The organism is Rhodococcus sp. NPDC057529, assembly GCF_042802055.1.
GTDB lineage: Bacteria > Actinomycetota > Actinomycetes > Mycobacteriales > Mycobacteriaceae > Rhodococcus_F.
The window spans coordinates 223,360-250,251 of record NZ_JBHVEY010000004.1 but is presented as its reverse complement, the minus strand read 5'-3'; the positions used below and the strand labels follow the sequence as shown (position 1 = coordinate 250,251).

General features: G+C 71.6%; 1 protein-coding gene. It reads right to left on the bottom strand.

Annotation, left to right across the window (positions count from 1 at the left end; genetic code table 11):
- Window positions 1-156: 156 nt before the first annotated feature.
- Window positions 157-26,892, bottom strand: coding sequence for a non-ribosomal peptide synthase/polyketide synthase (locus ACFU5V_RS09590; protein WP_378698690.1), 26,736 nt, complete (start codon window positions 26,890-26,892; stop codon window positions 157-159).

Here is a 26,892-nt window from a genome sequence, read left to right as displayed (position 1 = left end):
CTCCCCGTACGGTATCCCCGACCGTCGACGTCGTGAGCGCGTCCGGATCCTGACTCGCGAATGCGGGAGGCGGTAGTTCTTCCCCGTCCCCCACGTCGTTCGCTCGCCGTCCACAGGGCGCACAGACCCCATCGTTGCACAGCGGCGTGGCCGCATTCAGCCGATTCGGTCGTCGCGGCGCGGGGTCGGATCGGCGCCCAGATACCTCGACAGCACCGGCCCGATGACGGCGAGGGACTGCGGCTCGATCATGTCGTTGTGACCGCAGTCCACCGGATACTCCGCGATCCTGCCGGTCACCAGCGGTCGCCACTCGTCCACCGACCGGGCGCGGGTGGTGCCGTCGTCGTCGCCGGTCGCGGGGAAGATCAGCAGGTCGCCGTCGTAGACCTGCGGCTCGAACCGATGGACGAGTTCGCGCGAGTTCTCGTATCCCGCGTTGATCCGCTCGAGGTGTTCTCCGCGTAGCCCGGAGTCGCTGCCCCACGATTCGTTGAGCAGTTGCGCGGCGCGTTCGTACGTGAGTTCGCCGTCGGTGGCGACGACGAGGCCCAGCCCGCGGAGCAGATCCCGCATGTCGAGTTTCCCGAACAGCGGGTCCTCGCCGTTGTCGGGATAGCTGTCCATGACGGCGAGGGTCGCGACGTCGTCGCCTGCCCGCTGCAGTTCGACGGCCATCGCGTGGGCGATGACCCCGCCCAGCGACCAGCCGAGCAGGTCGTACGGTCCCTCCGGCTGAATGGCCTTCATCTCCTCGACGTACCGGTGCGCGAGTTGCTCGATCGACCGGTACTCGCCGTCCCCGCTGATCGTGGGCAATTGCAGACCGTACGCGCGGCGGTCGGCGGGCAGATACCGGACGAGACCCGCGTACCCCCAGGACAGCCCGATGCCCGGGTGAACGCAGAACAGCGGTCGTCCGGTGCCCTCGGTGCGCAGCGGAATCACCACCGCCAGCGCCTCCGTCACTGCGCCCTCCGCCGACGGCAGTGCGATCCTGTGGGCGAGGCCGGACGGTGTGGGGTCGAGGAACATCCATTGCAACGGGATCTTCCGGCCGAGTCGCTCCTGCAGGGCGGCGACCGCCTTCGTGGCCAGCAGGGAGTTGCCGCTCCTCTCGAAGAAGTTGTCGTCGGCCCCGACCCGGTCGAGACCGAGCACCTCGGCGAACACGTCCACGATCGCCGCCTCGAGGTCGGTGGCGGGCGGACGGAAGCGGGTGCCCGACAGGAACTCGGGGGCGGGCAGCGCGGCGCGATCCAGCTTGCCGACCGGCGTCAGCGGGATCCGGTCGAGCACGACGATCGCGGCGGGCACCATGTGGGACGGCAGCCGCTCGGCGACGAGGCGGGACAGTTCCGCGGTGTCGACGTCCGCGCCGCCGACCGGCCGGACATAGGAGACGAGGAGCGGTTCCCCGGCCGGCCCGTCCCGGCCGATCGTGACGGCGAACCCGATGTCGGGGTGGGCGGTGAGGGCGGCGTCGATCTCGCCGGGCTCGATGCGGAACCCGCGGATCTTCACCTGGAAGTCGCTGCGCCCGACATATTCGAGGGTGCCGTCGCGGCGCCACCGCACCACGTCGCCCGTGCGATACATCCGGTCGCCGGGGGCGCCCCAAGGGGCGGCCACGAAACGGGACGCCGTCAGCCCGGACCGGCGGTGATACCCGGAGGCCAGGGCGCGTCCCGAGACGTACAGCTCACCGACCACACCGACCGGCACCGGGCGCAGCCGGGAATCGAGCACCACCTCCGCGACGCCGCGGGTGGGTGCGCCGAGTGTGATCGGGTCGCCCGGCACCAGCGGGTCGCTGATGTTCGACATGATCGTCGTCTCGGTCGGCCCGTAGGCGTTGAACATGCGGCGGCCCGGCGCCCACCGGGCGACGAGTTCGGGTGGGCAGGCCTCACCGGCCACGACCAGCGTCCGCAGCGACTCGAAGCCCAGCGGGTCCATCGACGCCAGTGCGGTCGGGGTGACGAATCCGTGGGACACCCGCTCTTCGCTCAGCAGCGCGGCCAGTTCGGTGCCGCCGTAGATCGTGGGGGGCGCGATCACCAGCGTCGCACCCGCGCAGAACGCCATGACGAGTTCGAAGACGGACGCGTCGAAACTCGGCGACGCGAAGTGCAGTACCCGCGAGCCCCGGGTGACGGCGAGGCGGTCCCGCTCCTCCGCGGCGAGGTTCGCCAGGCCGCGGTGCGTGACGGCCACACCCTTGGGGACGCCCGTGGATCCGGACGTGTAGATGAGGTACGCGGGATGCGATTCGTGCAGCGGCGCGGTCCGGTCCGCGTCGGTGACCGGGCCGGGCGACTGCGTCCTGATCCGGTCGGCGTCCCGGACGTCGTCGAGCACGATCCAGGTCACGGCGGCGGGCAGCCGATCTCGGTGTTCCCGGACCGTCACGCCCGACACCGCACCCGAGTCGGTGAGCATGTGCTCGATCCGGTCGGGCGGATACCCGGGGTCGACGGGCAGGAACGCGGCGCCCGCCCGGGCGACGGCCCACACCGACAGCACCGATTCGATCGACCTCGGCAGGCTCAGCGCGACAGTGGTTCCCGGACCCGCACCGGCCTCGATCAGCCTGCGCGCCAGCCTGTTCGACGTCTCGTCGAGTTCGCGGTACGTGATCACCCGGCCCCGGTGCGACAGCGCGTCGGCGTCCGGGTCGAGTCGGACCGCGGCCGTCAGCAGGTCCGGCAGCAGGACATTGGGCGCGTCGGGTGCTCCGCGCGCCGGGGTGAGCGCCGCGACCTCGTCGGTGCCGAGGATCTCGATGTCGCCGACCGGAATTCCGGGTTCGGCGGTGACGGAGTCGAGGATGCGCACGAACCGTTCCGCGAAACCCGTCACCGTATCTGCGTCGAACAGGTCGGTCGCGTAGTCGATCGCACCCGTCATGCCCGCCGGGACGCCGTCGGTGTCGAACCGCTCGTCGAGGATCACCTCGAGGTCCACCTTCACGACGGCGAGGTCGGGATCGAGTCCCTCGACGCTCAACCCGGGCAACCGCAGCGCGGGATTGTCGGTGTTCTGGAATTCGAGGGACACCTGGAACAGCGGCGAGTGGGCGGTCGAGCGCACCGGGCCGACGGCGTCCACCACCCGTTCGAAGGGCAGGTCGGCGTGTGCGAAGGCACCGAGATCGGCGTCGCGGACCTGCGCGAGCAGGTCGCGGAACGGCTGCCCCGCCTCGATCGTGGTGCGCAGGGCCAGCGTGCCGACGAACATGCCGACGAGGTCGTCGAGCGCCGCCTCGCCGCGGCCGGCGATCGGGGTGCCGATCGCCACGTCGCTCGTGCCGCCGAGCCGCCCGAGCAGGACGGCGAGTGCGGCGTGCACGATCATGAACTCGGTGGACCGGTGCTCGCGGGCCGCCGTCCGGATCCGCTCGTGCAGCCCCGCGCCGATCGTGAAGCCCACCCGGTCGCCGTGGAACGACTGCTGCGCCGGACGCCGGCGGTCGGTGGGCAGTTCGAGGAGTTCCGGCAGCCCGTCGAGCGCGGACTCCCAGTACGACAGTTGCCGCGAGATCAGCGACCCGGGGTCGTCCTCGGAACCCAGCAGTCTGCGCTGCCACAGGGTGTAGTCGGCGTACTGGACCGGTAGCGGTGTCCAGGCGGGAGCGCGACCGTGGGCGCGGGATTCATACGCCACCATCACATCCCGCACCAGCGGCGCCATCGAGAAGCCGTCGGCCGAGATGTGGTGCACCACCACGGCGAGGACCCATGCGGTCCGGTCGAGGGTGAACAGGGCGATGCGCAGCGGGACGGCGGCGGCGACGTCGAAGCCGGCCGACACGAGCCGGGTGAGCTCTTCCCGGAGCCGGCTCTCGTCCGCGACCTCGGTCGGCGGGGGCATCGGCGCCGGCGGCGGGAGGATCTCCTGCACCGGTTCGCCGTCGCGGAGCGGGAACCGGGTGCGCAGCGACTCGTGCCTGGTCACGACGTCCGTGACCGCCAGCCTCAGCGCATCCACGTCGAGGTCGCCGGTAAGCCGCACGACCATCGGGATGTTGTAGGCGGGCGAACTCGTGTCGAACTGGTTGATGAACCACATGCGCTGCTGGGCGTAGGACAGCGGGATGCGGTCGGGACGGTCCCCGGCGGTCAGGGCGGGACGGCCGGACGGGCCCGCTCCCGCGTGCTCGATGCGCGCGGCCAGCGTCTCCGCCGTGGGCGCTTCGAACAACGCCCGCACGCCGATGTCGGTGCCGAGCGCGGCGCGCAGGCGGGCGACCGCGCGGGTGGCGCTCAGCGAGTTGCCGCCGAGGTCGAAGAATCCGGCGTCCGCGCTGACCCGGTCCAGTCCGAGTACCTCCGCGAAGACGCCGGCCACCGTCTCCTGCACCGGGTCGGCCGGTGCCCGGTATTGCCCAGCGCCGACGTCGAATTCAGGGGTGGGAAGGGCTTTTCGGTCGAACTTGCCGACGGCGTTCAGCGGGATCTCGTCCAGCACGGTGATCGACGACGGAACCATGTGGGCGGGCAGCCTGCTCGCGAGAGCCCGGGAAAGGTCGCCGGTGTCGAGGGTGTGCCCCGGAGCGGGCACGACATAGGACGCGAGGAGCGTGTCGCCGGCCGGGCCGCGGTAGGCGACCGAGACCGCGAACCGGACGCCGGGGACCGCCGCGAGCGTCGTGTCGATCTCGCCGAGTTCGATGCGGAACCCGCGGACCTTCACCTGGAAGTCGCTGCGGCCCAGGTATTCGATGGTGCGCCCGGCGGTCCAGCGCACGACGTCGCCGGTGCGGTACATCCGCTCGCCGGGACGGCACGGGTCGGCCACGAACCGCGTCGCGGTGAGCCCGGGGCGGCGGTGGTAGCCGCGCGCCAGTCCCGCGCCCGCGAGGTACAACTCCCCCGGAACCCCGGCCGGAACCGGCTGCAACCGCGAATTCAGCACCAGTTCCGTGACCCCGCGGATCGGTCCGCCGATGGTGATGCGCTCCCCCGGGGTCAGAGGATCGCTGATGTTGGACATGACCGTGGTCTCGGTCGGCCCGTACCCGTTGTGCAACCGGCGGCCCGGCGCCCACCGGGACACGAGTTCCGGTGGGCAGGCCTCGCCGCCGACCACGACGTCGGCGAACAGATCCAGCCCCGCGGGGTCGAGGGATGCGAGCGCCGCGGTGGTGACGAAACTGTGCGTGACCCGCCGGTCGCGGATCAGCTGGGCGAGTTCGTCGCCGCCGAACACGGTGGGCGGCGCGATCACCATCGTCGCCGCGGCGCCGAACGCCTGCAGGTATTCGAACACGGATCCGTCGAAGCTCGGCGTCGAGAAGTGCAGCGTCCGGGACTTCCGGTCCGCCCCGAGGCGGGCGAGTTGGTCACGGGCGAAGTTGTCCAGGCCGCGGTGCGTCACGGTGACGCCCTTCGGCATTCCGGTGGAACCCGACGTGTAGACGACGTACGCGGCGGAGTCGAGCGTGACCGGTGCCGTGCGGTCGCCGTCGTCGACAGGCACCGCGGAGCCGGCCGCGCACTCGGCGTCGAACGCGGGGTCGTCGAGGACGAGCCAGCGCATGCTGCCGGGCAGCCGGGCGCGATGCTCGGACGTCGTCAGCCCGAGAGCGCATTCCGAGTCGGTGAGCATGTGCGCGATGCGTTCGTCGGGATAGTTCGGGTCGACGGGCACGAACACGGCCCCGGCCTTGGCCACCGCCCACACGCACAGCACCGACTCGATCGAACGCGGAATACCCACGGCCACCGATATTTCCGGTCCGACACCGCGACCGATCAGGGCACGCGCGAGCCGGGTCGACCGCTCGTCCAGCTCCCGGTACGACACCTCGATGTCGCCGGACGACAGGGCGACCGCTTCCGGGTCGACGGCGGCGGCCGCGGTGAAGATCTGCGCGAGAGTGCGGACGGACCCGGCCGTGCCACCGCGGACCGGCACCAGTTCCATCTGTTCCCGCTCGGTGAGCAGCGACAACCGGGCCAGCGGCACGTCGGGTCCGGCGCAGGCATCGAGCACCCGCACCACCCGGTCGGCGATGTCCTCGACCGCGCCGGGGGCGAACAGGTCGGGGATGTACTCGAACTTCAGGTGCAGGCTCGCCGCCGCGGACGCGACGAGGCTCAGCGGGTAGTGGGCGGCGTCGCGGGCGTCGACGCCGGTGACACGGAGCCCGGCGATGTCGGTGTCTTCCGACAGCCCGGCCCGGTCCACCGGGTACGACTCGAACACGGTGAGCGTGTCGAACCCGGCGCCGGGGCCGGCGGCGTCCCGGATCTCGGCGAGACCGGTGTAGTGGTGGTCGAGCATCGCCGCCTGCTCGGCCTGCACCCGCTCCAGCAACGCGCCGAGCGTCTCGTCGGGCCGCAGCGTGACCCGCACCGGCACGGTGTTGATGAACAGCCCGACCATCGTCTCGATGCCGGCGAGTTCCGGCGGTCTGCCGGACACGGTGGCACCGAACACGACGTCGTCGCGTCCGGTGAGCATTCCCAGCACGATGCCCCACGCCGTCTGCAGGATGCTGTTGAGCGTGAGCCCGCGGGTGCGCGCGGATTCGCGCAGCCGGTCGGTCCGGTCCTCGTCGAGGTCGAACACCCACTCCCGCGACACGGCCGACAGTTGCCGCGCCCGGTCCGCGGGGATCAGCAGCGTCGGTTCCTCGACCCCTTCCAGGGCGTCCGCCCAGGCCCGCGCGGACAGGCCCGTGTCGCGCCCGCTCATCCACGCCAGGTAGTCGCGGTAGTCCCGCACGCGGGGCAGCGGCGAGGGGTCGGCGTCCGTGGCGTACAGCGTGAGCAGTTCCCGGATCATCAGCGGCATCGACCAGCCGTCGAGCAGGATGTGGTGGTTCGTCGACACCAGACTGCACCGGCCGCCCGCCGTCCACACCAGCAGGAACCGGATCAGCGGGGCGGTGGCCATGCCGAAGGGGGTGGTCCGGTCGGCCGCCAGCAGTCGCTCGATTTCGGTTTCCGCGGCGTCCCCGTCCAGCCCGCTCAGGTCGATCTCCCGCCAGGGCACGGTGACCCGGCCGGAGACGACCTGCACGGCCCCGCCGTCGGCGTCGTGGCAGAACGCGCTGCGCAGGTTCGGGTGACGGTCGAGGAGCGCATCCGCGGCCCGGCGCAACCGGGCCGCGTCGACGTCGCCGGCGAGGTCCAGAATCAGCTGGACGAGATAGGCGTCCACCGACTCGTCGGCCAGTTCGGCGTGGAACAGCATGCCGGCCTGCAACGGCGACAACGGCAAGACGTCGGTCATCGCCGGGTACCGGCGTTCGAGGTCGTCGATCGCGCTCTGGCCGAGTCGGACGAGGTTCAGGTCGGACGGGGTGAAGCCGCCGCCACCGGCCCTCGTGTGCTCGGACAGGGCCTCCAGCGCCCCCACCCACAGTCGCGCGAGTTCGCCGACGTCCGCCGCCGCGATCACCCCGACGGGGAACGACCACGTCGCCGTGAGTACCGGGCCGGCGGCGGTGTCGGTGGTCCTGGCGTTCACATCGACGACGGCGGCCGCGGGCAACCCGGAGTGCGCGGCGGCGGCGAGTCCCGCGTCGGAGACGGGCATCCAGTCGCCGCCGGGGGCGGTGCCCGCGCCGAGTCTGCCGAGGTAGTTGAAGCTCACCTGCGGGCTCGCCTGCGCCGACAGTTCCCGGGCCGTGTCGTCGTCGAGGTACCGGAGGAGCCCGAACCCGATGCCGTGGTCGGGGATCGAGTGCAACCGCTCCTTCACCGCCTTGACCGTGTCGCCGGCGGCCGGGCCCGCGGCGAACGCGTCCTCGACGTCCACACGGCCCAGGTCGAGGCCCACCGGGAAGATCGTGGTGAACCAGCCGACCGTGCGCGCCAGATCGGCGCCGGGGACCACGTGTTCCTCACGACCGTGACCTTCGAGGTTCACGAGTGCGGCGGACGACTCGATCCCGCGGTCGCGGCGCCACCGGACGAGCGCCAGCGCCAGCGCCGTCAGCAACCCGTCCACCACGTTCCCGTGGAACGCCTGCGGGAGCGACGTCAGCAAGGTCTCGGTGACGGCGACGGGAAGCTGGACCTCGACGTCGGAGGTCTGGACGTCGGCAGGCGTCAACGGCCGCGCCCCCAGCGGCGGGTCGGGGGTGTCGAGCATCCGCCGCCACAGGCCGAGTTCAGCTGTGCGGGAACGTTCCTGCGCCACGTCGGTGAGGGCGTGCGCCCATGTGCGCATCGACGTTCCGGTGGCGGGCAGGGCGGGCGCCTCACCGGACAGCACACGGGCGCAGGCGAGGGCGAGATCGGGGACGAGGATGCGCCACGACACGCCGTCGACCACCGCGTGATGGGCGACGATCAGCAACCGCCCCGCCGCGGGTTCCGCGGTGCTCGCGAACCACACCGCCTGCACCATCACGCCCGACTCCGGGTCGAGGCGGCCCGCGGCGGCGTCCAATTCGCGGGACGCGGCGTCGGTGAACGAGTCCGCGGCGCCGAGCGGCACCGTGCGCACCACGTCGGTCGCCCGCACCCACCCGGGCGGCGCGGTCGCCATCGTCCAGTGGGGCGGCGCCGACCGGTCGCTGCGGTACAGGCGGGCGCGCAGCATGTCGTGCCGGTCCAGGACGGCCTGCATCGCCGCGGTCAACGTGTCCTCGTCGAGTTCGGCGGGGGTCGTGAACAGCGCGGCCTGGGAGTACCGCCGGAAGTCGCCGTCCCGGCCCAGCATCCAGCGCACGATCGGGGTCAGTGGGAACTCGCCGACGCCGCCGCCGGGCAACTCGTCGAGGGTGATCGTCTCCTCCCCCGACGTGGCGACCTCCGCGAGCGCGGCAACCGTCTTGCGTTCGAACACGTCCCGCGGGGTGATCACCACCCCGGACGCTTTCGCCCGGGTGACCAGCTGGATCGACATGATCGAGTCGCCGCCGACCGCGAAGAACGAATCGTCGACGCCCACCGTGTCGAGGCCGAGTACCTCGGCGAACAGGCCGGCGAGGATCCGCTCCGTCTCCGTCGCCGGTGCGCGGCCGAGCGACACCTGCCGCCCGTAGTCCGGTTCGGGCAGCGCCCGGCGGTCGAGTTTGCCGTTCACGGTGAGGGGCAGGGCGTCGAGCACCACCACGGCGGCGGGCACCATGTGCGCCGCCAGCCGGCCCCCGACCGTGTCGACGATCCCGGCGGGGTCCAGCACCCGGCCCGCCTCGGGCACCACGTAGCCCACCAGGCGCTCGTTCCGCGCCAGCACCACCGACTGCGCCACCCCGTCGCAGGCGAGGAGCGCCGATTCCACCTCGCCGAGCTCGATGCGGAACCCCTTGACCTGAACCTGGAAGTCGTTGCGGCCCAGATAGTCCAGTTGGCCGTCTCTGTTCCACCGGCCGAGGTCGCCGGACCGGTACATCCGGGATCCGGGAGTGTACGGGTCGGCCACGAACCGAGTCGACGTGAGCGTGAACCGGCCCAGGTATCCGCGGGACACCTGCGCGCCGGACACGTAGAGTTCCCCGACCACGCCCGGCGGCACCGGGTGCAGGCGGGAGTCGAGCACGTGCACGCGCAATCCGGGCAGGGCCCGGCCGATCACGGACGCCGACGCGGACGCGGCGAGTTCCTCGTCCAGCGGCAGGTGGCTGACGTGCACGGTCGTTTCGGTGATGCCGTACATGTTCACCAGCGCCGGGACGGTGTCTCCGTGCCGCGTATACCAGCGGGTGAGCTGCCCCAGGTCGAGGGCCTCGCCGCCGAACACCACCACGCGGAGGGCCGGTGCGGTGCCGCCGGCCACCCGGTCCGCCTCGGCGAGTTGGTAGAAGGCGGTGGGGGTCTGATTCAACACGGTGACGTTCTCGTCGCGGAGCAGTCGCAGGAACGCGTCGGGTGAGCGGGTGGTGAAGTAGTCGACCACCACCAGCCTGCCGCCGTGGAGCAGCGCACCCCACAGTTCCCAGACGGAGAAGTCGAACGCCGCCGAGTGGAACATCGTCCACACGTCGGCGGCGTCGAAACCGAACAGCGGTTGCGTGTGCGCGAACAGGGTGGCGACGTTGCGGTGCGACACCTGAACACCTTTCGGCTGTCCCGTCGAGCCGGAGGTGTAGATGACGTACGCCACCGCGTCCGGGTGCAGGGGCCCGCTCCGGTCACCGTCGGTCACCGGAAGCGGCGACATGCGGCCCAGTTCGGCCGCCGTCTCCGCGCCGTCGACGAGCACGGCCGGGACGCCGCTCGCCCGGACCGCGCGGGATTCGGCCACGGTGGTCAGCACACACACCGGACGGGCGTCGGCGAACACGTACGCGAGACGCTCCGCCGGATACGTGACGTCGACGGGCACGTACCCGGCCCCCGATTTCACCACCGCGAGCAGCGCCACCACCAGGTCCACCGACCGCGCGGCGGCGACGGCCACCAGGGTCTCCGGGCCCGCACCGCGCGCGATCAGCAACCGCGCCAGTTGATTCGCCCGGGTGTCCAGCTCGTCGTACGTGAGCGACGCGCCTTCGCAGACGACGGCCGTCGCTCCGCGGGACCGCACGGCGGCCCGCTCGAAGAGTTCCACCAGCGTCGCGTGCGCCCCGACCGGTTCGGCGAACGCGGGCAGCACCGACTCCCGCTCCGCCGGGTCCAGGATGTCGATGTCCCCCACAGGGATCGCCCCGCCCGCGGCGATCGATTCGAGCACCCGCAGGAACCGTTCCCCGAACCGGGTGACCGTGTCGCGGTCGAGCACGTCCGTCGCGAACCGCAGCCCGGCGGCGAGTCCGGCGGGTGCGCCGTCCTCGTCGACCTGTTCGGCGACGCTCAGTTCCAGGTCGAACTTCGCAACACGCAGGTCCACGTCGAGCGAGTCGACGGTGAGTCCCGGCAACTCGAGGTGGGTGCCCTCCGCGTTCCGGAATTCGATGAGCACCTGGAACAGCGGGGTGTGCGACGTGGACCGTTCGGGGGCGAGATGGTCGACGAGCCGCTCGAACGGGATGTCCGCGTGCTCGAACGCGCCGAGATCCGCGGCCCGGACCGCGGTCAGGACCTCACCGAACGACGCCCGCGGGTCCACCACCGTCCGCAGGACGAGGGTGTTGACGAACATGCCGACGACGTCGTCGAGTACCGCCTGCCCGCGGCCGGCGACCGGCGTTCCCATCGTGACGTCGCCGGTGCCCGACAACCGCGACAGCAGCACGGCGAACGCCGCGTGCACGGCCATGAACAGCGTCGAATTGTGCTGGGCCGCGATCGCGTTCAGCGCCCGGTGCAGCCGGGCGGGCACGTCGAACTCGACGACGTCTCCGCGGTACGACCGCTGGGCGGGGCGCGGCCGGTCGACCGGGATCTGCAGCACCTCGGGTGCACCGGACAGCGTGTCCGTCCAGTAGCCCAGCTGCCTGGACATCACCGAGTCGGGATCGTCCACCGCGCCGAGAACGTCCCGCTGCCACACGCTGTAGTCGGCGTACTGTACCGGCAGCGGGGTCCACCCGGGCGTCTCCCCCACGGTTCGGGCGGTGTAGGCGAGCATGACGTCGCGGGCCAGCGGCATCATCGAGAATCCGTCGGCGGCGATGTGGTGCACGACGATGGCGAGGACGTGCTGTTCGGGTTCCAGTGCGAAGAGCGTTGCGCGGAACGGGATCTCGTCGCTCACGTCGAAACCCGCGCCGATCAGTGCCGCGACGGCGTCCCGCAGTGCACGGTCACCGGACACGGGCACCGGGTCGAGGCCGGGGGTTGCCGGCCCGGGATCGACGATCACCTGGTGCGGTCCGTCGACCGACCCGGGGAACACGGTGCGCAGCGATTCCTGCCGCTCCACGACGTCGCCGACCGCCGCGTGCAGGGCGGCGCGGTCGAGGGCGCCGGTCAGCCGCAGGGCGATCGGGATGTTGTAGGCGGGCGAGGACGTGTCGAACTGGTTGACGAAGCACATCCGCTGCTGCGCCAGCGACAGCGGTATCCGGTCGGGGCGCGGCCCGGCGGCAAGCGCCACCGACGGCGTCCTCGCCGACGCGGCCGAATCGATCCGGACCGCCAGGTCGGCGACCACGGGCGCGTCGAACAGTGCGGCCACCCCGATCCCGGCGTCGAGGGCGGAGTTGATGCGCGCGACCGCCCGGGTGGCGCTGAGCGAGTCGCCGCCGAGGTCGAAGAAGCTGTCGTCCGCACCGACGCGCGGGGCGCCGAGCACCTCGGCGAACACGTCCGCGACGGCCTCCTCGACCGGAGTGGTGGGCGCCCGGTACCCGAGGGTCGCCGTCACGAATTCCGGTGCCGGCAGCGCCTTCCGGTCCAGTTTGCCGACCGGGGTCAGCGGGATCTCGTCGAGAACCACCACGGCCGCGGGCACCATGTACTTGGGCAGGATGCGGCCCGCGAACGCGAGCACGTCCGGCGCCGCCACTTCCTCGCCGTCGTGCGGCAGGACGTACGACACGAGCGCCGTGTCGCCCAGCGGTCCCGGCCTGCCGAGGGTCGCGGCGAAGTCGAGGTGCGGGTGGGTGGTGAGCACGGAATCGATCTCCCCCAGTTCCACACGCTGGCCGCGGATCTTCACCTGGAAGTCGCTGCGCCCGAGGTACTCGAGGGTGTGGTCGCGACGCCACCGCACGACGTCGCCCGTGCGGTACATCCGGCCACGGCCGTAGGGATTGGCGACGAACCGTTCCGCGGTGAGCGCCGGGCGCCGGTGGTATCCGCGGGCCAGAGCCGTTCCCGCGATGTACAACTCGCCGGGCACCCCGGCCGGGACGGGCTGCAACCGGGCGTCGAGGACGGACAGTGCGATGCCGCGGACGGGGCTCCCGATCGTGACCGGTTCTCCCGGTGTCATCGGCGTGCTGAAGGTGGTGAGGACGGTGGCCTCGGTGGGGCCGTAACCGTTGAACATCGCCCGGTCCGCGCCCCACGCGGCCACCAGTTCGTCGCCGACGGCGTCGCCGGCCACGACGAGCGCCTCGAGGTGCTCGATGCCGTCGCGCTCCACGGTGGCCAGCACGGCCGGGGTGATGCAGGCGTGGGTGACCCGTTCGCGGCGCAGCAGGTCCGCGAGTGCCGCGCCGCCGTAGACGTCGGGGGGCGCGATCACCAGTGTCGCCCCCGCCGCGCACGACTGGACGAGTTCGAGGATCGCCACGTCGAAACTGGGTGAACAGATGTGCAGGCATCGGGAATCCGGCGACACGGTGTAGTGCTCGCTCTGCTCGGTGAGCAGGTTCGCCAGACCGCGGTGGGTGACCACGACACCTTTCGGCCTGCCGGTGGACCCGGACGTGTAGATCGCGTAGGCGGCGTGGTCGACGTCGAGCACCGACCGGCGGTCCAGGTCGGTGACGCGGGCCGGGGAGGCGGCGGACCACGTGCGCTCGAAGTCCGGATCGTCCAGCACCAGCCACGGCACGGTATCGGGCAGGCGGTGCCGGTGCGCCGACGTCGTCACCCCGAGTGCCGCACCGGAATCGGCCAGCATGTTCTCGATGCGGTCGGCGGGATAGGTCGGGTCGACGGGCACGAACGCGGCTCCGGTCTTGGCGACCGCCCACACCGCGGGCACCGATTCCGGTGATCGGGGCAGCCCGAGCGCCACGAACGTCTCCGGCCCGGCACCCCGTTCGATCAGCACGCGGGCCAGCGCGCTCGACCGCTCGTCGAGTTCCCGGTAGCTCGTCCCCTGTCCGTCGAACACGAACGCGGACGCGTCCGGCCGGTTCCCGGCAGAGGCCGTGAGGAGCTCGGGCAGCGTCCTCGGCGGCCCGGCGGGGGCGCCGCACACCGCGGTGTACTCCTCGAGTTCGGCCTCCGACAGCAGCGTCAGGTGCGCGAGCGGGGTGTCGATATCGGACAGCAGGATCTGCACGACACGTGCGACGCGGGCGGCCACCGACTCCGCGAACTCGCTGCCGAAGACGTTCGGCTGGTACCGCAGTCGCAGGTGCAGTGCCGTGTCGACGTGCGCCATCAGGGTGAACGGATAGTGGGTGGAGTCGATCCCCTCGATCCCGGCGACGTGCATGCCGCCGATGTCGGTGTCTTCCGACAGCCCCATCCGGTCCACCGGATACGACTCGAACACGGTGAGCGTGTCGAACGCGGCGCCCTCCCCGACGGCGCGCTGGATCTCGGTGAGTCCCAGGTAGTGGTGATCGAGCAGGGCCGATTGTTCGCGTTGGAAGCGCTGCAGCAATTCGGCGAGCGTCTCCTCCCTGCGCAGGCGCAGCCGGACGGGCACCGTGTTGATGAACAGCCCGACCATCGACTCGATGCCCGGGACCGCCGGTGGGCGGCCGGACACGGTGGCACCGAACGTCACGTCCTCCCGGGTTCCGAGCGTGGTCAGCACCAGCCCCCACGCCACCTGGACGAGGGTGTTCATCGTCAGTCCGCGCTCGCGTGCGAGGGCCTCGAGCGCGCGGGTCTTGTCCTCGCCCACCTCGAGGCGGACGTCCTCGGGTTCGGCGAAGGACTGTTCGCCGTGCGCCGCGGGTGCCACGAACGTCGGCTCGTCCGCGCCGGCGAGGGCGGACACCCAGGCGGCCGTGGACCGTTCGTGGTCCTGCCTGCCGATCCACTGCAGGTAGTCGCGGTAGGGCGTGACGCGGGGCAGGGCGGTCGGGTCGCCGTCCGTGGCGTACAGGACGAGCAGGTCCTTGATCACCAGCGGCGTCGACCAGCCGTCGAGGAGGATGTGGTGGTGGGTGAGGACCAGCCGGTGCCGGTCGGGTGCGGTGCGCAGCAACGTGAATCGGAGCAGCGGCGCCTCGGACATCTCGAACGGGACGGCGCGGTCGGCGGCCAGGAACGCGGTGTCGTCGAGGTCTGAGACATCGACGTCGGTCCACGGCGCGATCGCCGAATCGAGTACCACCTGCACCGGACCGTTGCCGGTGTCGGCGAACGCCACCCGGAGATTCGCGTGCCGGTCCAGCAGACCCTGCGCGGCGCGGCGCAGCCTCGCCGGGTCGACGGTGCCGCGCAGGTCGAGGACCAACTGCACCTGATAGGCGTCGAGGCGATGCTCGGACAGTTGCGCGTGGAACAGCAGACCCGCCTGCAGCGGGGACAGTGGCCAGATGTCGGCGAGGTCCGGGTACGTGCGCTCCAGCCGGTCGATGTCGGCCTGCCCGACGGACACCAGGTCGAGGTCCGACGGGGTCAGCCCGCCCGCGCCCGGGGTGCCCGCATGCTCGGCGAGTGCGGTGAGCGCCCGCACCCACAGTGCGGCAAGCTCTTCCACATCCCCGGCTGCCAGTACACCGGTGGGGTACGACCACGTCGCCGTCAGCACCGGCGCCCCGTCCCGGACCGTGGTCGCGGCGTTGACGTCCACGACCCAGGCGGCAGGCATGTCGTGGTTCTGCGTCCCGCCGAGGTCCCCGCTGTCCGCGACCGGCAACCAGGGCACGTCGCCTGCGCTCGTCGCCACCCGGCCGAGGTAGTTGAAACTCAGCTGCGGCGGCCGGAATCGGCGCAGTCCCGCGGAGTCGCCGGGGTCCAGGTACCGCAGCATGCCGTACCCGATGCCGTGATCGGGGATGGCGAGCAGTTGTTCCTTGACGGCCTTGATCGCGGCCCCGGCCGCGTCGTCGCTGTTGATCGCGGCCCCGGCGGCATCGTCGGCGGCGAGTGCGGCGTCGACGTCGATGCCGGTGAGGTCGAGTCGTGCCGGGAAGAGGGTAGTGAACCATCCGACGGTGCGGGACAGGTCGGCGCCGGGCACGACGTGGTCTTCGCGGCCGTGGCCCTCGAGGTTGATCAGCACGTCGGACGTGTCGACCCCGCGGCGGCGCCGCCACCGGATCATCGCCAGTGCGAGGGCGGTGAGCAGGCCGTCGCCGACGGCGCCGTGGAACGCGGCGGGAAGGGTGGTGAGGAGCGCGTCGGTGACGCCGGTGGGCACGTCCACGACGACGCGGCCCGTCGTGGCGTCGACGTCGACGGCCGGATCCAGCGGACGGGACCCGAGAAGCGGATCGGGTCCGTCCAGGATCGACTGCCACAGTGCGCCTTCGGCGTGCCGGGACCGCGCGGCCTCGGTGAGTCCGTGCGACCATCGCCGCATCGACGTCCCGACCGCGGGCAGTGCGGCGGGCAGACCCTCGGCGACGCGGGTGTGGGCGGCCGCGAGATCCGCGATCAGGATCCGCCAGGACACGCCGTCGACGACGAGATGATGCGCGACCAGCAGCAGACGCCCCTGGCCGTCCGGGCCGTCGAACCAGAGCACCTGCACCATGCTGGCCACGGCCGGGTCCAGGCGGTCGGCCGCCGCGTGCAGTTCCGCTCTCGCGACCGCGGCGAAGTCGCCGGTGTCGAACGACGTCACGGGCACGCGGTGGATCAGCGCGTCGGCCCGCACCGATCCGGTCGGCAGCACCGTCATCGCCCACCGCCCCGCGTCGTCGGCGGCCAGTCGCGCGCGGAGCATGTCGTGGCGGTCCAGCACGGCGTCGACGGCGGCGGCGAGATCCTCGCGGGTGAGGCCGCGGGGTGCGGTGACCGGCACCGACTGGGAGAACCGCTCCAGCCTGCCGCCGCTGCGGTCGAGCATCCACGCGACGACGGGGGTCAACGGCACCGGGCCGACTGCGCCGCCGGGCAGTTCCTCCAGCACCACGGCATCGGCGCGTTCGTGGTGGGCCACTTCGGCGAGGCCGGCGACGGTCCGGCGCTCGAACACGTCCCGCGGGGAGACGATCAGACCCGCGGCTTTCGCGCGGGCCACCAGCTGGATCGACATGATGCTGTCGCCGCCCAGCGCGAAGAACGAGTCGTCGACGCCCACCGAGGCGAGTCCGAGCACGTCCCGGAACAGGCCGGCGAGCTGCGCCTCCGTCTCGGTGCGCGGCGGCCGGCTGTCGGTGACGGTGACACCGAAGTCCGGTTCCGGCAGCGCCTTCCGGTCGATCTTGCCGTGCACCGTCACCGGGAGCGCCGCGATCACCAGAACGGCGGCGGGCACCATGTACGACGCGAGCCGCGTGCCCGCGAACTGGAGGACTTCGCCCGGATCGACGGCTGCGCCGGGTTCGGGGACGACGTACCCGATCAGCCGCCGGCCGGAGTGACCGTCCCGGCGCACGTCGGCGACTGCCGCCGCCACGTTCTCGTGGGCGAGCAGCGCCGACTCCACCTCGCCGAGTTCGATGCGGAATCCGCGGATCTTCACCTGGAAGTCGGTGCGCCCGAGGTAATCGAGTTGCCCGTCCGCCGTCCAGCGCACGAGGTCGCCGGTCCGGTACATCCGGCTGCCCGGCGGCCCGAACGGGTTGGCCACGAAGCGTTCCGCGGTGAGGGCGCGCCGGCCGTGATAGCCGCGCGCGAGGGCCGGGCCCGCGAGGTACAGCTCCCCGGCCACATCTGCCGGTACCGGGTGCAACCGCTGATCGAGGACGGTCTCGGTGAACCCGAGCGTCGGCGCGCCGATCGTGACCGGTTCGCCCGGCGCCAGCGGGGCGCTGATACTCGAGACGACCGTCGCCTCGGTCGGACCGTACGCGTCGAACATGGTCCGGCCCGGCGCCCAGCGTGCCACCAGTTCCGGCGGGCAGGCCTCGCCGCCGGTCACCACGCACCGCACGCTCTCGAGACCGGCGGGATCGACCGAGGCGAGCGCCGCAGGCGTGACGAAGCAGTGCGTGACCCGCTCGCGCCGCAGCAGGTCCGCCAGGTCGTCGCCGCCGTAAACCGACGGGGATGCGATCACCATCGTCGCGCCGGGCCCGGCCGCCAGCATCAGTTCGAGCACCGAGGCGTCGAAGCTCGGCGACGCGAAGTGCAGGGTCCGGGACCCCGCGGCGGTCCCGAACGTGTCCTGCTCCGTCGCAGCGAAATTCGCCAGCCCACGGTGGGTGGTCACCACACCCTTCGGTGTGCCGGTCGACCCCGATGTGTAGATCACGTACGCGGGGTGGTCGACGTGCAATGCGGACGAGCGGTCGGTGTCGGTCACCGCCGTCGCCGGGAACAACGACAGCTCGGCGTCGGTTCCGGGGTCACCGAGATCCAGCCACGGGATCGACGCGGGCAGGGCGGACCGCACCGCGGCCGTGGTGAGACCGGCGACGGCGCCCGAATCGCCGAGCATGTACTCGATGCGCTCGGCCGGATGGTTCGGGTCGACCGGCAGGAACGCGGCCCCGGTCTTGGCCACGGACCAGACGGCGAGAACGGATTCGACGGACCGCGGCAATGCCAGCGCCACCACCTGTTCCGGTCCGATGCCGCGCCCGATCAGGAGCCGGGCGAGCCGGTCCGACCGCTCGTCGAGGTCCCGGTAGGACACCCGGTGTCCGTCGAAGGCCAGTGCCGCGGCATCCGGGTCCACGGCGGCGGCGGCCGTCAGCAACTGCGGCAGCGTCCGCGCCGGCACGCCGGGTCCGCCGCTCACCGGCGTCAGTGCGGCCCGCTCGCCGGCGCCGAGGACGTCGACGTCGCCGACCGGGGCGTCCGGCGAGTCGGTGACGGCGGCGAGGATCCGGACCAGCCGCTCGGCGAACGCGGCCACCGTGTCCTCGTCGAAGATGTCGGTGGCGTATCCCAGCGCCGCGCTGATCCCCGCGGGACGACCGTCGGCGTCGACGTTCTCCCGCAGGGTCAGCTGGAGGTCGAAGTTGATCGTGTCGAACTCGAGGTCGAGGGGTTCGACGTGGAGGCCGGGCAGCTCCAGTTCGGGGCGCTCGGTGTTCTGGAATTCGAGCATGACCTGGAACAGCGGTGAGTACTCCGTCGAACGGGAGGGACGCAGACTCTCCACGACGCGTTCGAACGGGACGTCCGCGTGCGTGAACGCCCCGAGGTCGGCCTCACGGACCTGCGCGAGCAGTTCGGTGAACGTGCTCGAGCCGTCGACGTGGGTGCGGAGCACGAGGGTGTTCACGAACATCCCGACCAGGTCGTCGAGTTCGGCCTCGCCGCGGCCGGCGATCGGTGTGCCCACGGCGACGTCGTCCGACGCGCTCAGCCGCGACAACAGCACCGCCAGCGCGGCGTGCAGCACCATGAACACGGTCGATCCGTGCCTGCGCGCGGCCTGCACGACACCCTGGTGGAGATCCGGGCCGATCCCGAATTCGACGCGGCCCGCGCCGAGGGTGCGGGCGGCTGGGCGGGGCCGGTCTGTGGGCAGTTCCAGCACGTCGGGGATGTCGGCGAGCGCCGCCGTCCAGTAGTGGAGCTGGCGGGCGAGCGGCGACTCCTCGTCGTCTTCGTCGCCGAGCCGGTCCCGTTGCCAGAGTGTGTAATCGGCGTACTGGACGGGCAGTGGAGTCCAGTCGGGTGCCACGCCGCGGGCGCGGGCCGTGTACGCAGACAGGACGTCGCGGGCGAGCGGGACCATCGAGAAGCCGTCCGCCGCGATGTGATGCACCACCACGGCCAGCACGTGCTCGTGCTCGCCGGCCGCGAACAGCCGGGCCCGCAGCGGCGCTTCCGTCGTCACGTCGAATCCCGCGGAGAGCAGGCGGTGGAGTTCCCCGTCGACGTCCGACGGCGCGACGGTGTGCGGTGTGAGATCGGGCGCGACGGTCTCCGGCGGCAGGATCACCTGCCGTGGGCCGGCCTCGGTGAGCGGGAAGACGGTGCGGAGGGATTCGTGGCGCTCGACGACGTCGGCGACGGCCGCCTGCAACGCGGCCACGTCGAGCGTGCCGGTGAGGCGGAGTGCGATCGCGACGTTGTATGCCGCACTGGCCGTGTCGAACTGGTTGGCGAACCACATCCGCTGCTGCGCCAGCGAGACGGGGACCTCCCGCGACGGATCCCGCGGGGCCGGCGCCGGCCGGGAGTCCGCCCGTAATTCCCCGGCCTCGGCGCGGGCGGCGAGCCCGGCGACGGTCGGGGCGTCGAACACGTCCCGCACGCCCAGGCGGTCGCCGACCGCCGCGTTGACGCGGGCGACCAGCCGAGTCGCGGTCAGCGAATTCCCGCCGAGCGCGAAGAAGCTGTCGTTCGCGCCCACCCGGACGATGCCGAGGAGGTCGGCGAACACGGCGGCGACGATCTCCTCCACCGGGTTGCGTGGGGCCACGAATCCGACCGTCGCGGTTCCGAAGTCGGCGTCCGGCAGCGATTTCCGGTCGAGCTTGCCGTTGACGGTGAGCGGCAGGGCCTCGATCACCACCACCGCGGCAGGCACCATGTACGACGGCACGCTCGCCCCGACCGCGGCGAGAACCGCGGCCGCGTCGACGTCGGCGCCCGCCTCCGGGACCACGTAACCCACCAGCCGGTCGCCGTCCCGCTCGTCGCCGCGCACCACGACCACCGACTGCGCCACCCCGGCGCACGCGGCGAGGGCCGCCTCCACCTCGCCGAGTTCCACCCTGAATCCGCGCAGCTGCACCTGGAAATCGCTGCGCCCCACATACTCGAGCCGCCCGCCCGCACCCCATTTGACGACGTCGCCCGATCGGTACATGCGCGCCCCGGCCCGGCGGTGGTCGAACGGGTCGGCGACGAACCGCGTCGCGGTCAGACCCTGCCGTCCGATGTAGCCGCGGGTCACCTGGTCGCCGGACACGTACAGCTCGCCCACCACCCCGGGCGGCACCGGATGCAGCCGGCCGTCGAGGACGTAGACCCGCAGTCCGGGGAGTCCGCCGCCGATGACGGAACCGGGCACGGACGCCGCCAGCGCCCGGTCGAGGGCGAGGAAGCTGACGTGCACGGTGGTCTCGGTGATGCCGTACATGTTCACCAGCACGGGGGCGCGGTCGTCGTGCCGGGTGTACCACCGTTCCAGTTGCCCGACGTCGAGGGCTTCGCCGCCGAAGATCACGTGCCGCAACGACAGGGGCGTTGCATCGCCGTCCTCGACGGCGCTCGCCGCGCGATCCGCCTCCGTCAGCTGGTAGAACGCGGTCGGCGTCTGGTTCAGCACCGTCACCCGTTCCCGGCGGAGCAGTTCGAGGAACGTGTCCGGCGATCGTGCGGTGAAGTAGTCGACCAGCACCAGCCGGCCGCCGTGGACGAGCGCACCCCACAGTTCCCAGACGGAGAAGTCGAAGGCGTACGAGTGGAACAGCGTCCACACGTCGGACGAGTCGAACCCGAACAGGTCCCGGGTGTTGGCGAGCAGCGCGACGACGCACCGATGCGACACCTGGACGCCCTTCGGGCGCCCGGTCGATCCGGACGTGAAGATGACGTACGCGACGGCGTCGGCCCACAGGGGCCGCAGCCGGTCCGAGTCGGTGACCGGTAACCCGGGCAGTTCCGCCACCGCACGGACCGTCGCCGGGTCGTCGATCACCACCACCGGAATTCCGGCCGGGGCCGACGCGGCGAATTCCGCGCTCACCACGGCGCACACGGGTCGCGCGTCCTCGAACATCGCTGCCACCCGCTCGGCGGGATAGCTCGTGTCGACCGGCACGTACCCGCCACCGGCGGCGAGCACCGCCAGCAGCGTCACCACGAGGGCGGGTGTGCGATCCACCATCACCGCGACCAGCGACTCGGTGCCCACCCCCTCGGCGATCAGCAACCGCGCCAACCGGTTCGCCTGCTCGTCCAGTCGGCCGTAGGTCAGCGACTCGTCGCCGCACACCACCGCGATGGCGTCCGGGGTGTCCGCGGCCACCCGCGCGAACAACTCGACCACCGTCTGCGCGTCGGCGGTGACCCCCTCCCGGTTCCACCGGTCCAGCACCAGGTCGCGCTCGGCGCCGCCGAGAACCGGGATGTCCCCCACCACCACCGCCGGGTCGTCCACCACCGCCCGCAGCACCCGGACGAAGCGTTCCCCGAACCCCTCCACCGACGACCGGTCGAACACGTCCGTCGCATACAGGAAGGCCGCGGACATTCCTGCAGCGCCGCCGTTTTCGTCGTGATGCTCGGCGAGCGCCAACTGCAGGTCGAATTTGGCCACGCCCGGGTCGACGTCGACGGCTTCGACGGTCAGGCCCGGCAGTTCGAGGTGGGCGCGCACCGTGTTCTGGAATTCGAGCAGCACCTGGAACAGCGGCGAGTGGGACGTCGACCGGCCGGGGGCCAGCTCGTCCACCACGCTCTCGAAGGGAACGTCCGTGTGCCCGAACGCGCCCAGGTCCGTGTCGCGGGCCCTGGCCAGCACGTCGGTGAACACGTCGCCCGATCCCACCGGAGTCCGCAGCACCAGCGTGTTGACGAACATTCCCACCAGGTCGTCCAGCGCCGCCTCGCCGCGACCCGCGATCGGGGTGCCGATGGCGACGTCCCCCGATCCGGTCATCCTCGACAGCAGCACGGCGAGCGCCGCGTGCATCACCATGAACAGCGTCGCGTTGTGCTCGCGTGCGAGGAGGAGCAGTTTCCGGTGCAGGCCGGCCTCGATCGGGAACTGCGCGGTCGCCCCCGCGAGTGAGCGGGTGACCGGCCGGTTCCGGTCGAGCGGGAGGGCGCTGACCTCCGGGAGTTCGGCCAGCACTTCGCGCCAGTACTGCAATTGCCGGGACATGAGGCTGTCCGGGTCCTCGGCACTGCCGAGCAGGCGACGCTGCCACACGCTGAAGTCGGCGTACTGCACGGGCAGCGGCTCCCAGCTCGGCAGGGTCCCGGACCGGCGCGCCGAATAGGCGACGATCAGGTCGCGGGCCAGCGGCGCGAGCGACGCCCCGTCGGCGGCGATGTGGTGCACCACGATCACGAGTACGTGTTCGTCCGGGCCGGTCCACAACAGGGCCGCGCGCAGCGGGACCTTCGCGCTCACGTCGAATCCGCCCGTGAGGAGCGTCGCGATGCGGTCGTGCAGCGACTCGTCGCCGTCGACCTGCGGGGTGAGGTCGGGAACGACGTCGGCGGTGTCGACGACCACCTGGTACGGCCCGTCCTCCGACGCGGGGTACCTCGTGCGCAGCGACTCGTGCCGCTCGATCACGTCCCCGACCGCGGCCCGCAGCGTGTCGGCGTCGAGGGGACCGATGAGCCGCACGGCCATCGGGATGTTGTACGCCACCGACGACGTGTCGAACTGGTTGAGGAACCACATCCGCTGCTGCGCCAGCGACAGCGGGATGCGCTCGGGCCGCTCCCCGACGGTCAGCGGTGGCCGGTCCACGAGTTCGGTGCCCGCCCGGCGGACGTGCGCGGCCAGCAGTTCGACGGTGGGCGCCTCGAACAGCGCCCGCACCCCCACGTCCGAACCGAGGGCCGCGTTGACCCGGGCGATCACCCGCGTCGCGACGAGAGAGTTGCCGCCGAGGTCGAAGAAGCTGTCGTCGACACTGATCCGCTCGACGCCGAGGACCTCGGTGAACACCTCGGCGATCGCCTCCTCGACCGGGTCGGCAGGAGCCTTGAACTCGGCCGCCGCGGACAGGAACCGCGGTTCGGGCAGCGCCGCGCGGTCCAGCTTCCCGACCGGGTTCAGCGGGATCTCGTCCAGCACCACGACCACCGAGGGAACCATGTACGCCGGCAACCGGTTCCGCACCTGACGCAGCAGTTCCGACGTCTCGATCGGCCTGCCCGCGGCGGGGACGACGTACGAGACCAGAACCGTGTCCCCGGACGGGCCCGGCCTGCCGATGGTGACGGCCAGTCGCACGTCCGGATGCGTCTGCAGCATCGCGTCGATCTCGCCGAGCTCGATGCGGAAACCGCGGACCTTCACCTGGAAGTCGCTGCGCCGCAAGTACTCGAGCGTGTGGTCGGGCCGCCACCGCACCACGTCGCCGGTGCGGTACATCCGGCCCCGGCCGTACGGGTCGGCGACGAACCGCGCCGCGGTGAGACCCGGGCGGCGGTGATAGCCCCGCGCCACACCGGCACCGGCGATGTACAGCTCACCCGGCACCCCGACGGGTACCGGATGGAGCCGGGCGTCGAGCACCACTTCCTCGGTGCCCCGGAGCGGCCCACCCAGCGTGATGGGGTCGCCGGGGGTCATCGGCGCGCTGATGTTCGCCATGATGGTCGTTTCGGTCGGGCCGTAGGCGTTGTGCAGCCGACGGTCCGGCGCCCACCGGGCCACCAGTTCGGGCGGGCAGGCCTCACCGCCCACGACCACGTCGAGGAAATCGCCCAGCGAATCCGGCGGGATCGTGACCAGCGCCGCGGTGGTGATGAAGCCGTGCGTGACGCGTTCCGACCTCAGCACGTCGGCCAGCTCCGAGCCGCCGTACGCGGATGGCGGCACCAGCACCATCGTGGCGCCCACCCCGAACGCCTGCAGATACTCGAACACGGACGCGTCGAAGCTCGGGGTCGAGAAGTGCAGCGTCCGAGACGATCTCGTGGCGCCGAACCTCTCCTGCTGGTCGGTAGCGAAGTTGTCCAGGCCGCGGTGGGTGACGGTGACGCCCTTCGGCTGTCCCGTCGAACCGGACGTGTAGATCAGGTACGCGGCATTGTCGAGGTGCAGGGGCCGAATGCGGTCCGAGTCGGTCAGCGGACGGCCGGAGCGGGCGGCGCAGTCGGCCCGGAAGTCCGGATCGTCCAGCACACACCACGGAATCGAGTCGTGCAGGCGGCCGCGCGCCGACTCCTCCGTCAGGCCCAGCACCACACCCGAATCGGCGAGCATGTATTCGATCCGATCGGCCGGGTAGTTCGGGTCCACCGGAACAAAAGCCGCCCCGGTCTTCGCGACGGCCCACACGGACGCCACCGACCGGAACGAACGCGGGAGCGCCAGCGCGACGAACGATTCCGGTCCCACCCCGCGGTCGATCAAGATCCGCGCGACCTGCGTCGACCACCGGTCCAGCTCGCGGTACGACAATTCTTCACCCTGCCGGGTCAGGGCGGTCGCCGCCGGATCGAGTGCCGCGGCATCGGCGAAGAGGCGGGGCAGGGTGCGCTCGGACCGGGCAGGCAGGCCGCGGACCGGTGTCAACGCGGAACGTTCGTCCACGGACAGGATCTCGATGTCACCGACCGGAACGTCCGGACCGGCCGTCATCGCATCGAGGATGCGCAGGTACCGTTCGGCCGCCACCCGAACCGTGCGGGCGTCGAACAGGTCTGCGGCGAAACCGAATTCGACGGTGGCCCCGGCCGGTCCCCCCGACTCGCCGACCGCTTCCGTCACGGACACGCACAGGTCGAGGCCGGGGAACTCCGCTTCCGGGGAGCCGGGGGGCCGGGTGTCGAGCAGCACCTGGACGATCGGTGCGTACGCCTCCGACACCGACACGCCGAGCTCGCGCACCAGACGGTCGAACGGAACCCCGGTGTGCGACACCGCGTCCGCGGCGATGTCCCGGACGTGGGCCAGGTAGTCGCGGCACGGCACCTCGCCCGCGTACCGCGAACGCACCACCACGGTGTCCGTACGGTCACCCACGTCCACTGCCGTCCCGACGGCGATGTCGCTGCTTCCGGTGACCCGGCCGAGCAGGATCGACAGCGCGGTGAGGAACACCGTGCTGCCTGCGGTGCCTGCGCCTTCGGCCAGCGCGGCCACCCGGCGGTGCAACTTCGCAGGCACCACGACGGTGACCCGGTCGCTCTCCGGCGACAGACTGGCGGGCCGCCGCCGGTCGGTGGGCAACGGCAGGAGGTCGGGCAACCCGTCCAGTCGCCGGCGCCAGTACTCGACTTCCCGGGCCTCGCCCAGCAACCGTTCCCCGATGCGGGCGCTTTCCTCGTGGATGTCGCCCACGAGGGTCGCCGGGTCCGCGGTGGCCAGTTCCGCGAGCAGTTCGACGCACTGCCGATGGTGTTCCCGCAGTTCGCCGCGCTCGTAGCGGCTGGGATTCGCACGGAAGTCGACGAAGATCCTCGTGGGTGTGCCGCTCTGGTACACGTTGATCAGCAGGTCCTCCACCGGACCCGAGGTGACGATGTGGAAGTCGCCCACCAGCGGACCCAGCGCCACCTCCTGGCGGAACAACATGACGTTCACCATCGGCCCGTACAACTCCGTCGACGCGGTGTCGCCGGCGTCACGTCGGATGTCGTCGAGGCTGCACCGCTGGTGCCGCAGTGCCGCGACGAGTTCACGCTGGACCTGCGCGACCAGGTCGGCGACGGTGTCCTCGGCCCGGACACGGACGGGCATCGGGGCGACGTTGACGAGCATGCCGCCGGAATTGCGCAGCACCGCCGTCGTGCGCGCCGACACCGGGATGGTCACCAGCACATCGGTTCTGCCGGTGCGCCGCGCCAGGTAGCACGCCGCGGCCGCGATGATGGTCGCCGCCGACGGGCTGTCGCGGGAATCGAGGACGGCCACGACGTCGTCGGAGAGGACGGCACTCTCGACCGTGCTCGCGGCGGACACGTGCCCCGCCGTCCGCGCCAGGGTGGTGCCCTCGACCCCGGCGACCCGCTCCGCCCAGTACTCGCGGTCGGTCAGGAAACGGTCCGAGGCGCGGTACCGGCTGTCGATGTCGTACAACTGCCGCAGGCCGACCGCCCTGTTCGGATCCGGTTCGCGGCCCCCGACTTTCGCGGAGTACCGGTGCGCGATGCGGCGCAGCATCGTCATCGCACCGTAGCCGTCGAGGGCGACGTGGTGAATCCTGCTGTACCACAGGAAGTGCGTATCCCCGGTCTGCAGGATCGATGTCTCCACCAGCCGGTCTGCGCTCAGGTCGATCGGCGTGACGTAGTCACGCTCCATCCATTCGTGCGCCGCCGCCACCGGATCCTGTTCGGCGCGGAAGTCGACGTACGCGATCGACGTGTCCGTCCGGTGGTCCACGTACTGCAGCGGGCGGCCGTCGACGTCGTAGACCTTGAGGAACGGCGATTCGAATTCGCGGGCCGCCTCCACCGTCTCCTGCCGCAACAGATCCATGTCCAGTGCACCGCGGAACTCGACGTACTGGGCGATGAAGATCGGAACCCGCGGTTCCAGTTGCTGAGCGAACCACGTGGCCCGCTGCGCCGCCGACAGCGGAATCGGTTCGCCGCCGTCCGGGGCGGAACCGTCGGGTCGCTGTCCCGGGACGCGCAGGTCCGCGGGGCGGCGCGTATCCCCCGCCCCCGGAACGGGTCCTTCACCTTGTCCAGGGCACAC